Annotated in this window: 13 protein-coding genes; 7 read left to right on the top strand and 6 right to left on the bottom strand. The window is 32.5% G+C overall.

The window, feature by feature from the left end; genetic code table 11:
- Window positions 1-2: 2 nt before the first annotated feature.
- Entirely contained in the window at window positions 3-944 is a 942-nt protein-coding gene (locus tag ACF91D_RS02505) for a nucleoside hydrolase (protein WP_039069173.1), read from the bottom strand.
- Window positions 945-998: 54 nt separating this feature from the next.
- Window positions 999-2,354 carry an amino acid permease gene (locus ACF91D_RS02510; protein ID WP_039069171.1) on the bottom strand — a complete coding sequence of 452 codons (1,356 nt, stop codon included), beginning with the start codon at window positions 2,352-2,354 and terminating at the stop codon, window positions 999-1,001.
- Between the two features lie 354 nt (window positions 2,355-2,708).
- On the opposite strand from ACF91D_RS02510, the gene ACF91D_RS02515 reads away from it, so the two are divergent.
- Window positions 2,709-3,680 (top strand): DMT family transporter, encoded by a 972-nt coding sequence (locus tag ACF91D_RS02515; RefSeq protein WP_069793159.1) that lies wholly within the window; start codon window positions 2,709-2,711, stop codon window positions 3,678-3,680.
- A 179-nt stretch (window positions 3,681-3,859) separates the two neighbouring features.
- On the top strand, window positions 3,860-4,423 hold the full coding sequence (locus ACF91D_RS02520) for a TetR/AcrR family transcriptional regulator (RefSeq protein ID WP_039069168.1): 564 nt from the start codon (window positions 3,860-3,862) through the stop codon (window positions 4,421-4,423).
- Between the two features lie 128 nt (window positions 4,424-4,551).
- On the opposite strand, the gene ACF91D_RS02525 is transcribed toward ACF91D_RS02520, so the two are convergent.
- Window positions 4,552-5,346 (bottom strand): trypsin-like serine peptidase, encoded by a 795-nt coding sequence (locus ACF91D_RS02525; RefSeq protein WP_107548524.1) that lies wholly within the window; start codon window positions 5,344-5,346, stop codon window positions 4,552-4,554.
- A gap of 302 nt (window positions 5,347-5,648) precedes the next feature.
- Here ACF91D_RS02525 and ACF91D_RS02530 point away from each other — a divergent pair, with 302 nt between their 5' ends.
- Complete coding sequence (locus ACF91D_RS02530; protein ID WP_107548523.1) at window positions 5,649-6,626, top strand: LLM class oxidoreductase; 978 nt, start codon at window positions 5,649-5,651, stop codon at window positions 6,624-6,626.
- A complete protein-coding gene (locus ACF91D_RS02535) occupies window positions 6,604-6,837 on the top strand; it encodes a DUF896 domain-containing protein (RefSeq protein WP_039069163.1) in 234 nt (77 codons plus the stop codon). The genes ACF91D_RS02530 and ACF91D_RS02535 overlap by 23 nt, the downstream gene beginning before the upstream one ends.
- Before the next feature lie 72 nt (window positions 6,838-6,909).
- Here the strand turns inward: ACF91D_RS02535 and ACF91D_RS02540 are convergent, their stop codons facing one another.
- Window positions 6,910-7,767, bottom strand: coding sequence for a fructosamine kinase family protein (locus tag ACF91D_RS02540; protein ID WP_039069161.1), 858 nt, complete (start codon window positions 7,765-7,767; stop codon window positions 6,910-6,912).
- 255 nt (window positions 7,768-8,022) lie between these two features.
- Between ACF91D_RS02540 and ACF91D_RS02545 the strand changes: the two genes are divergently transcribed.
- Together ACF91D_RS02545 and ACF91D_RS02550 are read left to right on the top strand one after the other, a co-directional pair.
- The gene (locus tag ACF91D_RS02545; RefSeq protein ID WP_039069160.1) at window positions 8,023-9,087 is read left to right on the top strand and encodes a quinone-dependent dihydroorotate dehydrogenase; all 1,065 of its coding nucleotides are present in this window, start codon (window positions 8,023-8,025) and stop codon (window positions 9,085-9,087) included.
- Between the two features lie 93 nt (window positions 9,088-9,180).
- A complete protein-coding gene (locus ACF91D_RS02550; protein ID WP_039069159.1) occupies window positions 9,181-9,603 on the top strand; it encodes a universal stress protein in 423 nt (140 codons plus the stop codon).
- A 55-nt stretch (window positions 9,604-9,658) separates the two neighbouring features.
- Here the strand turns inward: ACF91D_RS02550 and ACF91D_RS02555 are convergent, their stop codons facing one another.
- Together ACF91D_RS02555 and ACF91D_RS02560 are read right to left on the bottom strand one after the other, a co-directional pair.
- On the bottom strand, window positions 9,659-10,468 hold the full coding sequence (locus tag ACF91D_RS02555) for a Cof-type HAD-IIB family hydrolase (RefSeq protein ID WP_327620987.1): 810 nt from the start codon (window positions 10,466-10,468) through the stop codon (window positions 9,659-9,661).
- Between the two features lie 56 nt (window positions 10,469-10,524).
- Entirely contained in the window at window positions 10,525-10,905 is a 381-nt protein-coding gene (locus tag ACF91D_RS02560) for a VOC family protein (RefSeq protein ID WP_107548521.1), read from the bottom strand.
- 352 nt (window positions 10,906-11,257) lie between these two features.
- Between ACF91D_RS02560 and ACF91D_RS02565 the strand changes: the two genes are divergently transcribed.
- The gene (locus tag ACF91D_RS02565; RefSeq protein WP_069793164.1) at window positions 11,258-12,085 is read left to right on the top strand and encodes an N-acyl homoserine lactonase family protein; all 828 of its coding nucleotides are present in this window, start codon (window positions 11,258-11,260) and stop codon (window positions 12,083-12,085) included.
- Window positions 12,086-12,396 lie beyond the last annotated feature (311 nt).

The following is a 12,396-nucleotide window of genomic DNA, read 5'->3' on the forward strand; positions in this document are numbered from 1 at the left end:
TATTAGTCATCACTATAACTTTTGAGTATATCTTCCATTATAACCCATATGCGTTCAACATCTACTGCAGTAGCAAAGTATGCATTCTTCTCACCATTAGTAATATCATTTAAGTCAATCGCCATTGTTCCATAGGTAAGTGCACTATGGTGTTCTATATCAATATGCGTGTGTTGCATTGTAAATAAACTTGGTTCCAACAGATACAAAATCGTACAAGCATCATGTATAGGACCGCCATCCATATTAAAATGTGTTTTATATGTAGATTTAAAAAATTCTAAAAGTTCGACCACAAATTTTGCAATTTGATTATCTATAGTTTTAAATCTGTTGATAATAGCATCAGTCGCTAATACTTGGTGTGTCACATCTAAGCCAAACACGTTGATAGGCACACCACAATCAAATACACGTTTTGCAGCTTCTGCATCGACCCAAATATTAAATTCTGCAGTAGGTGTCCAATTCCCGAAAGTTCCTCCACCCATAATTGTAATAGAGTCTAAATACTGTGTAATACTCGGCTCTTTAATTAAAGCTGTTGCAATATTTGTTAAAGGGCCTGTAGCCACTAGCGTTACAGGTTCCTCACTTTGTTTTAGTGTCTCAATTATAACATCAGCAGCATAGCTTTGTGTCGGTTTTAATGATGGTACTTCTGGCAATTTAGGGCCATCTAATCCGCTCTTACCATGGATTTGTGATGCAAACGAAGCTGGCTTAATCAGTGGTCTTGAAGCACCGACAGATACGCTTATATCTCCTCTACCCATTACTTCCAGCACATTCAAAGCATTTTTGGTATTTTTTTCAACTGATTGATTACCAGCCACTGTTGTTACAGCTAATATATCTAATGAACTATTTTTAGCTCCTGCTAATATTAATGCAATCGCGTCATCATGTCCCGGGTCACAATCCATAATGATTTTTTTACTCATATTCTTCACTCCAATTATAAAAAATATATAATGTGTACATTTCAAAGTTAATAGTTATTGAGCTGCGTGTTTTTTATACTGTCTATACATAAGTGCAAGTACAACTAGCCATAATGGCGCAAAGATAACACCTATTCGTGTTTCTGGATTTACAAATAATACACAAAAAATAAAAGTAAAAAATATGATGATACATAACGCCATTACTTTACCACCAGGCATTTTAAATTTACTTTTCTTATGTAAATCAGGTCGAGCACGTGTATATCTATAATACGCAATCATAATCAATGTCCATATAAATATGTTTAATACTGTAGAAACAGTACTAATATAAACGAATACAGTCGTCGCATTAGGTATAAAGTAATTCAGTAAAACTGCAAAGAGCAACAATGAACATGTTACTAATATTGCTGTAACTGGTACGCCTCTCCGATTTGTTACTTGGAATTTAGGTGGTGCTTGCTTTCTATCTGCTAATCCAAACAACGTTCTACTATTTGCAAATATTCCACTGTTACAAGCTGAAGCCGCTGCAGTTAATACAACAAAATTGATAATTCCTGCAGCAAATGGTATACCTACTAACGCAAATACTTTAACAAACGGACTACTATCTGGGTCTAATTGATTCCAAGGTATGATAGAAATAATGACTGCTATTGCACCAATATAAAATATAAGGATCCTAAAAGGGACATTATTAATAGCTTGTGGAATGGTTTTGTGAGGATTTTTAGTTTCTCCTGCTGTAATACCAATCATTTCAATACCAAGGAAAGAAAAAATAGCCATTTGGAATGACATTAAAAATCCTGACATACCATTTGGGAAAATTCCTCCATTATTATAAATGTTAGAAACACCCGCTTGTCCAAATGGTGTTTGATAAGCCATTACAATCATAATAATACCAATAATAATCAACGAGATGATAGTAACAACCTTAATAATCGCAAACCAAAACTCTAATTCCCCAAATAATCTCGTACTTAGTAAATTGAATGACATTAACAATAAGATACAAGCTAATGCGGATAACCAATTGGGAATTTCTGGATACCAAAATGACACGTATTTAGCAACAGCTGTCACTTCTGCCATACCAGAAATAATCCACGTTAACCAATAGGTCCATCCAGTAATGAAACCTGCTAAAGGTCCAACATATTCATTTGTTATATCCGCAAATGAATTGAATTTTGTATCTGAAAGCAACATTTCCCCCATGGCTCTCATAAACATAAATAACGCAAAACCAACAATAATATATGTAAGTAAAATTGAAGGACCTGCCAAACTAATAGACTGTCCAGCACCTAAGAAAAGACCAGTGCCTATTGCACCGCCAATAGCAATTAATTGTATATGCCTATTGCTCAGCTCTCTCTTTAATCTGTCTGCCATAATTCTTTACCCCTTAACCTAGAAATATTCGCACATTTCTATTTTACTACTTTTTAATTTGAGCAAGTATGTTACAACAAAAATACTTTATCAGCTTATTAACATACTTTTAGCAACTAATTTCTCCTATTATATTTACTATTAACTCAATATTTAAAAAGTCAAATCATTTATGTATGCGCTTACATAATATTACAATCATAAATCAACTATATTCATATTTCAACTTAAAATATTTTTTGAAAAAGTTTTCTATACAATACTTATATTGTCTAAACAAATATTCATCTCTTGCTTATATTAAAAAAACTGTTAAATTAAAAATATTAACTTATATATGTCTGGAGGGATTTAATGCGCGCGATTTTTATAGGTATCCTCGGAGCGTTATTTTTTTCAATCACTTTTATACTGAATCATTCCATGGCCAATAGTGGTGGCAATTGGTTATTCAGCGCTTCATTGCGTTTTATATTTATGTTCCCATTTCTTTTTATTTTTGTTTTCATTAAAAAAAGACACGCATACATACTTGAACATATTAAAACGTATTTCTTACAGTGGTTACTTTGGAGCACTCTTGGTTTCGTCTTTTTCTATATTCCAATTACTTTTGTCTCCAATTATAGTCCAGGTTGGTTAATATCAGCAACATGGCAATTAACAATTATATGTGGTTTATTACTTGCACCTTTATTTTATGAATATGTCCAATTTGATAAACAATTAGTTAAAGTCAGAGAACGTATTTCTTGGCGTTCTGTTAGCACTTCAAGCGTTATGGTGTTTGGGGTCGTGTTAGTTCAAATACCTCAAATTACTTCCATAGAAATGCAAACATTTATTATTTCTGTGATTCCCTTGATCATTGGAGCATTCAGTTATCCGTTAGGTAATCGTAAAATGATGGAACTTGTAAATAATGAATTAACAACAATCGAACGTATTTATGGCATGACTCTAGTTACGTTGCCTATCTGGTTTGTCATCTTTATAGTTGGCGTTGTTCAAAGTGGACTCCCCTCTTCTAATCAAGTATTACAAACGTTTTTAGTCGCTGTATTTTCTGGTATTATCGCGACTACACTCTTTTTCTATGCAACAAATTTAGTAAAGCATAACCAAGCTAAACTTGCTGCTGTTGAAGCAACCCAAGCTACTGAAATTATTTTTACGCTTATTGGTGAAATGTTATTTTTAGGATTACCTTTACCAGATCCTATCAGCATAATTGGTATCATTATTATTACGTTAGGTATCTTTATTTATAGCTTTATGAATGGCAAAATCAGAGAAAACAATAGTGAAATGCAAAAATTTGACTAATGTACAAATTACATCAATGCACGCGCTTTCTTTAAACTTTCAAAATTACATGTAACATATGATGAAAACTTTATATGCATCACAAATAAAACAGTCAAATTGACATTCTCGTTTGAAAGCAAGATAATTTATATCAAATAGCATTGCTAGTGATTTAATTTAAAGGAGGTTCAAGGTCAATGCCGACAACTCATGTTGACCCAAGAATTACCAGGACTAAAAAATTATTGATGGACGCCTTCCGAGCTATAGCAAAAGAAAAGAAACTTCAATCCATAACAGTGAAAGACATTACAGACCGCGCAACCGTTAATCGTGCAACGTTCTATGCTCATTTTTATGATAAATATGACATTATGGATTATACATTATCGGAAACTTTACTAAATAACTTAAATGATTCATTAAATGTATCAACGGAGCTTAATGAAGAAACGTTATGTAAAAGTTTTATTACTATTACAAGCTACATTCAAGAGACACATAATGAATGTAAATTAAATAGTGAAGCCTATGGCCAAGTTGTAGAGAAAAAAGTAAAAGAAGAATTAGAAGATATCTTTTTAACTCTACTTGTAAAACAACACACTAACGAACAACGTGAAACGCTTGCTACAACTGCGAGATTCTTGTCTTGGGGGCTTTACGGAATAGCAAAACATTGGTTCCATACAAGTCAATTACCAGCTCAAATTTATATTAAACAAGCGCTCCCTTTCTTAATGAACCAAAATAATAATTAAAGATATTTAAAATAGCGGAGCTACAAAATCAAATGCCATTATTGATTTTATAGCTCCGCTTTTATTTTATACTTTACTTTATATCGTTAGACATTTTCTAATATATAAAATGTCTAATATTTAATGCTTTATTCTCTATTTTCATTTATAAAATCTAACACTTCACCTGTTATCGCAACTGCACTGTTACTTTCACCCTCAACGCCCCCTTGATGCAATCCAATGACTTCATTATTATCGTTAAAGAGTGGGGAACCGGAATTGCCACCATAAGTACTCGCATTATATGTAAGTATATTGCCTTTATTTGCTAGGATTTCGCCTTTACTTTCCCACATTGTTGCTAATGATTTATCTCCTGGATAACCAGTGACCGTTATAGACATATCTTTACTAACATTAGAAGCGTCTTGTAACGTTGCTGGTTGTACTACATCGCCTACTGATTGACCATTTTTATTTTCGTTAAAATGTATTACTACTAAGTCTTCCGCACCTGGATATGCTTTTATTTCTTTCTCAGTAAATGTACCGTTAGGAAATGTATTAGCATCTTTGGCAGCTGGCGCAAAGGTCAAGTTACCATCTTCCGAAAGATTTGCAACGTGTTTATTTGTTAATACCGTATTCTTGTCTATTACAACCCCTGTAGCAATATTATCTCCGATACTGATATAACCTATTGATTGATAATGTCCACTGGTTGTATTTTCAATTTGAGTTCTATCTTCGTTTGGTAATATAACTCTTGGCATTGCTTTATTTTCAGCAGGACGATCTGCTGTATTTTGCGTCGCTTCAGTACCCTGTGCTGTAGTATTAGTACTCTGAGCACCAACCTTACTATCACTATTAAGCATTGCTAATGACAATATAGCGATAAAAGCACATGAGATACTATTAATTAATATTCTTTTCAACATAAATTAACCCTCCAATAAAATATAAATCTCTTCTTCAATTTAAAGAATTTTCTAAAAATAATCAAATTATATTATATTTTAAATTTCTTTATGAAAAATTATTTCATTATTTCTAGAATAATTTATATTCATTAAGTGGATTTTTTACATTTTTAAGCAACGTTTAACATTATTTGTTGTTTACACGATATAAGCGTAAACATGTTGTTTGCTTTAATTATAAACACGTTATACAATACATCTATACAACACATGTTAGTTAAACAATTCGTGTTGTAAATTTAAAGTTAGGAGGGATAGACGTGACAACAATCCAACACCATCATGGATTCAAACGAACTTTTCAAAAGGATCATTTGACCTTAGGGTTAACTTTACCTTTCGACAGTTCAGAAGACCATGAATTACCATTTGAAAATCAAATTGAGTTAGCTCAATATGCTGAAGAACTCGGGTTTACTAGCCTATTTGTGCGCGACAGTCCGCTTTATAGTCCGCATCTAGGAAATGTAACGACAAACTACGATCCGTTTGTATTTTTATCTTATCTCAGTGCCAAAACATCTAAAATCGCTCTCGGAACCTCTAGCATTGTTGCTACATTACGTCATCCTATTCATATAGCTAAGGCGGCTACTTCTCTTGACTTACTTTCAAATGAGCGATTTTTATTAGGCATAGCGACAGGAGACCGTAAATTTGAATTTCCTGCCTTTAAGGTAAAAGAAGAACAGTTAACGGAAAAATTCCAAGAAACTATTACGGCTATAAATGAATTGTGGCAAGCACATTCACCAAATATATCAAACTCAATATTTGAATTATATGAAGACTCTGGGCTACAAATTTTGCCTAAGCATAAACATATCCCTATGTTTGCTACAGGCTACTCAAGACAACGAATGACTTGGTTAAAATCCAACATGGACGGCTTAATGTTTTACCCACAGCCATTCCAACAACAGAAAACGCTACTACAAGATTGGCACAACAATGACACTTTCAAACCATTTATGCATCCTCTTGTTGTAGATTTATCAAATCAACCGAACGAGTTAGCGAAACCTATTAAAGGTGGTTATCGTTTAGGTAGAAATACTTTAATTAAAATTTTAAAAGCTTATGAAAAAATTGGCACAAACCATATTATGTTACATTTAAAATCGAATGACAGATCATATAAATCATTATTAACAGAAATTGGCGATTATGTAATACCACATTTCCCGCCACACTTATCACAGGAGGAATATAAAAATGACATTATTAGACAGAATTAATGAACTTGCAAATAAAGAAAAAGTACAACCACTAAGTGTTGAAGAAAAACAAGAACAACACACATTAAGACAAGAATATTTACAAATGATTCGCGGACAAGTTATCAATACATTTTCAACAATGAAAGTGGTTGATCCTTTAGGAGAAGACGTAACACCTGATAAAGTTTATAAATTACGTGAAGAAATGGGAACTTTAGACCTTAATTAAAGCATAAAAAAGGGAGTGAGTTAGCAATCTAGTTAAACAGTTAAATTGCTAGCACACTCCTTATTTTATATATTATTGCGCTAATATTTGTTTCATAGAACGTTTAACACTTCCCGCATACATATCACCAAATTTAACTAAATGAACCATTAATAAATATAATCTATAGAATTCGAGACGCTTTGTCGCGCCTTCACTTAGCGGATAGTGTTTATCATATTCGTCATAAAACGCATCTGTAAAACCTCCAAATACTGTAGTAATACCTAAATCAAATTCTCTGTCACCATACAAGGGTGCTGGGTCAAATAACGCTGGCGAACCATCTGTGAGAAACATATAATTTCCACCCCATAAATCTCCATGCAATAAAGAAGGTTTACTTTGATGTTGTTCTAGTGCTTCCATAATCACCGCACGTACAGACTCATATTGTGTTGCATCGTCTTCACTCCATACCCCCTGTTCTACTAACGTATCTTTCAGATGGTCTAAACGTCGCTCTACAAACAATGTACTCCAATCATCTGTCCAACTATTATCAAATGATATATCCCCGCCTTCATAAGGTAAATCAAAGCCAAACTTTCCGTCTGTTTGTTGCTGGCTATGCATTTGGGCTACTAATTTCCCCAATGCCTCCTGACTTCCTGAACGTCCTTCGTCTAAATAAGTTAATATTAAGTAAGCGTCACCTTCAATTTCACCACTATTTATTACCCGTGGTGCGGTAATATCTGCTTCTTCAAAAAGTTCTAGACCTGCAATTTCCGCAGCAAAAAAAGATGATTTACGATTTCGTTGAACTAATAGAAAATAATATTCATCTGTTGTTTCAATTTGAAAAGCTTCATTAACATCGCCGCCACTAACAGGCGAAATAGACTTTATATTATTTAAAGGCAATTGTGTTTGCCATGACTGTTTCATGAGTGATACCTCCAATTGTTATATTTAATACACGTTATTATTATTTCCTTTTTTCAACTTAATTAATCACTCACATACTCAAATAAACTATATGTGAAAGTTTTAATAATTCTTTTATTTACTCTAGGCATATAATTCGTAAAATGCTAGTCTATTAAAGACATCATTTTCAATTTTACTTTTTAAAATTGATTAAGCACTTATCACAATACATAGTTTTATTACAAATAATTTGATAAATGGAGCGATCATGACATGTACAAACTCATCAAACCTATTTTATTCCAAATTGATCCTGAAAAAGCACATGGGATGACGATTAATGCACTTAAATTCGTCCAAAAATATCCAAAACTTTTACCTGTTATTAACCAATTATTTCACTATGAAAACGAGCAACTGCATCAGAATATCAAAGGTATTTATTTCGAGAATCCAATTGGATTAGCAGCAGGTTTTGATAAATCTTGTGAAGTACCTAAAGCCTTAGAACATGCTGGTTTTGGTGCACTTGAGTTAGGCGGCATCACGCCTAAACCTCAACCCGGTAACCCTAAGCCACGCATGTATCGTTTAGTGGAAGATGCTGCATTGATTAACAGAATGGGCTTTAATAATTTAGGCATGAACAAAGCTTTAAGCAATTTACGCAAATATAGTTATCAAATCCCAATAGGATTAAATGTTGGAGTTAACAAGACCACATCCTATGATGCGCGTTATGAAGATTATATTAAAGTTATCGATACATTTAAAAATGATGTGACTTTCTTTACGGTTAACATTAGCTCCCCTAATACGAAAAACTTACAAAGTTTTCATGATAAAGATGAATTTTCACAATTATGTGAAGCTATTCAATCTTATAAAGATAAGCAAAATCTAAGGGTGCCTATTTTTATCAAACTTACTTCTGATCTTACATTAGACGGCCTTGGGCAAATGTTAGAACCAATAACACAAACCTTTGATGGCATTATACTAGCTAATACAACTCAACAACGTGACCATCTAAATTCAACCAATCGTCATGAAACAGGCGGGTTGAGTGGAAAGCCTTTATTCAATCGTAACCTAGAGTTAATTTCATATGCTTATAAACAAACGAATGGCCAATTCTTAATTATTGGTACAGGCGGTATTTTCAATACTACAGATGTAATTACAATGTTACGTAGTGGTGCTTCTTTAGTACAAATTTATAGTTCTTTAGTTTTTGAAGGACCAGGTTTGACTCAAAAATTAAATAAGCAACTGGCACAATACCTCAAATCTAACGGTTATAATAATGTAAGTGAAATTATTGGGTTAGACGTATAATATTTCTATTTGCTTGTCTGCGCGCATTCTTGCACTACCTCTTTTACTTTAAAAATAATAGGGTATAAGTATAATAAAGGAGGTAGTGCTATTATGTATAAAAATATATTATTAGCTTATGATTTTGATAATTCGTTCAACAATGTCCCTGAAGAGTTGAAAAATCTAACCGCTTGCGTAGATAACGCCGAAATTACGGTGTTTAACGTCATCCCAGAAAGTGAGTTAGAAACTTCAGTACGGTATGATAATAAACACTTTGAAGATTTAGCACGTGAAAAAAGCGAATTACTCAAACCTTTTGTTAATAAATTAGAAGACCTAGGTTTAAATGTAAATATTAGATTTAAAACAGGCTACATCAAAAATTCTATTTTGTCAGAAATTAAAGAACATAACTACGATATCATTGTAATGAGTAATACACGTACAAAATCAGATATTAAAAACATACTTGGTAATGTGACACATAAAATTGCAAGTAACGTGGATACCCCTGTACTTATAGTAAATTAACAATAATAAAAAAACTCAATTCCCTTATCATGAATGATAGTGAAATTGAGTTTTTTTATTTTTGTCGTTTCAAATACTGTTCAATTACTTGTAAAACACCAGAATCATCATTTGATGGTGCTTGATGTTGAGCAATCGCTTCAACTTCAGGGCTACAATTAGCCATAGCATAGCTATGTGTTGTTAAATCTAACATTTCTATATCATTATTGGCATCTCCAAATGCTAATAACTCGTCATGCTTAATGCCCCATTGCTTTAAAACATCTTGAATCGCAACGCCTTTATTAACATTTGGTAAAATAAGATCTACACTATCATTACCACTTGTTACTGCACGTAGCTCTCCTGCAAATTTAGTTTCTAATGCATTTATAACTTTTTCCACTAAATCTTTATCTTTGATACGCATAGCAACTTTCACAAAATTATCATTCTCAATTTGCTTAAAGGACTCTACTTTTTCAATATCATAATAGTAATTACTAATAAAATTTAAAAATTCATCGCTACATGTCTGTTTTACATAAGCTGATTGAACACCACTCAATACAATGTCTGTTAGCTTAAAGTCTCTTGTGAGTGTCTCCACAACATCATAAATGAGTTGTTGGTCAAAATAATAAGATGTCATCAATTCATTGTCATAATAAGTAACAGCACCATTTTCAGCAACATACGTGATATGCTGATCTTTCTCAGGGAAAAATGACTGTAATTGAGCATACTGATTACCGCTTGCCACAATAAATTTAATATCTTGACGTTTCAATTCATCAAATATTTTCTCAAAATACACCTTATCATAAGTGTGGTCCGATTTTAAAAATGTACCATCTTTATCTACAGCTATTGCTTTTATCACCACTGATACTCCTTTCTCTTTTTGAGGATATAATAATAGTCATACTCTTACTCTAACTACATTACAATAATATTAAAAAGGTGACCATCGATATCTTTGAATAAACCACCATAATAACCCTCATGTTTAGTTCCGCTTTGTAGAACTTGACCACCTGATGCTTCAACTTGTTCTAACAAGCGATTTACCTCTTCTGGCTCAGATACAGAAATAGAAACCAACGTACCATTACTCTCGATATTTGAAACTTGTGCAACTTTCTCAAATTGATTACGTTCAATAAGCATGATAATTTTATTGTCTAATGTTTCAATTCCTCTCATTTTATCTAAAACTGCTTCGTTTCTTTTGATGGTAAAACCTATTTCACTATAAAATGTTTCACTTGCCACTAAATCTTCTACCGGTAAATTAAGCCAAGATGATTTTATATTCATTTTAGTCCCCCTATTTTTAATCACCATAACACATTCCACTTTTAAACTGCTATAAAGAACCTATACCGCGTCTCCTCATTCGCTTTTAAACGGTTATTTTTGAATGAAATGATGATATTGAATCATTATTTATTTGACACATTATCTCTATATGAGTTAAAGTTTTCAACATCTTATTTGCTTATTTTCAACATTTTAAAGCATCTAAAGATAGTTATAACCAAATTATGATGAAATTAAGCTATATCATTAATCATCAATATTTTGTGGCACTTGAATAATCAAATTTCATATATATATGATTATTCGTTTTATTGTGGCCATATTGTTTTAACTAAAAGGAGTAAAATAAATGACTAGTACAATCAATGTGCACGTCTTACACACTGGTTCAGTGATTGTAGACGAAGCATTACCATTCAACTATAAATATAATCCACCTTTAGCATGGACCGGATTGTTTAGATCTAAAAAGAAACAATTGCGTCTGCCTGTATCTGTTTACCTTATAGAACATCCACAAGGACTTGTTCTAATTGATACGGGTTGGCATGATATCAATCGCACAAACCCAATTAAAAATTTAGCTTTTCAATATCCAATAAATAAGGCAGTTTTACCTAAAGGTTCTGCCGTACATGAACAAATAGAAGCATTAGGTTATCAACCTTCAGATATAGATTATGTGATGTTGAGTCATTTACACTGTGATCATGCTGATGGTTTAGCACATGTAGCTGACGCTAAAAACATCTTAGTTAGTGAAGTGGAATGGAATGCTGCAAATAATGATAAAATGCGTTATCTTCCACACCAATGGAGCAATATTGATATTAAAACTTATCCCTTAAAAAATAATGGTATCGGGCCTACAGGTAAATCTTTTGATTTATTTGGAGACGGCACACTCGAATTCATTCATACACCAGGGCATAGTGCTGGGCTATGTACTACACGTGTTAAAGCACATAAAGATGATGCATCATACTTATTGTTGGCCTCAGATGTGGGTTATGCTGAAAAATCATGGAAAAACGGTATTTTACCTGGTCTCGTAGTTGATAAAGATGATGCTATCAAATCATTAAATTGGGTAAAAGCCCAAGCTATAGACAAAGATTGTGTCAAAACGATTGCTAATCATGATCCAGCAGTTCAACCACAAGTCATCTCTTTATAGTGAAATACTAGTTAAGTAGTATCGCGCTAGATATCTAGTAAAGTTTAGTAATTGTTATACTACTATTTTGATTTAAAAAATTATAAATATAAATTTAATATCAATAGATAAGCTTGTATGGGTGAGCGTATGTAAGTATAACTGAACTATGACTTATATCTCGTCCTTTTTATATACTTCTGAAAATGAATAGCTTACAAAAACCGCCATCACCTATAGAGTAAAACAACTACTTAAAATAACTAATAATACTAAAACAAACTATAATACGTTACTCGCTATATAAGTTTTATAAATTTTCACAAAATTTT

It is taken from the genome of Staphylococcus sp. 231237_7MaSpsaltlick, from assembly GCF_043107035.1.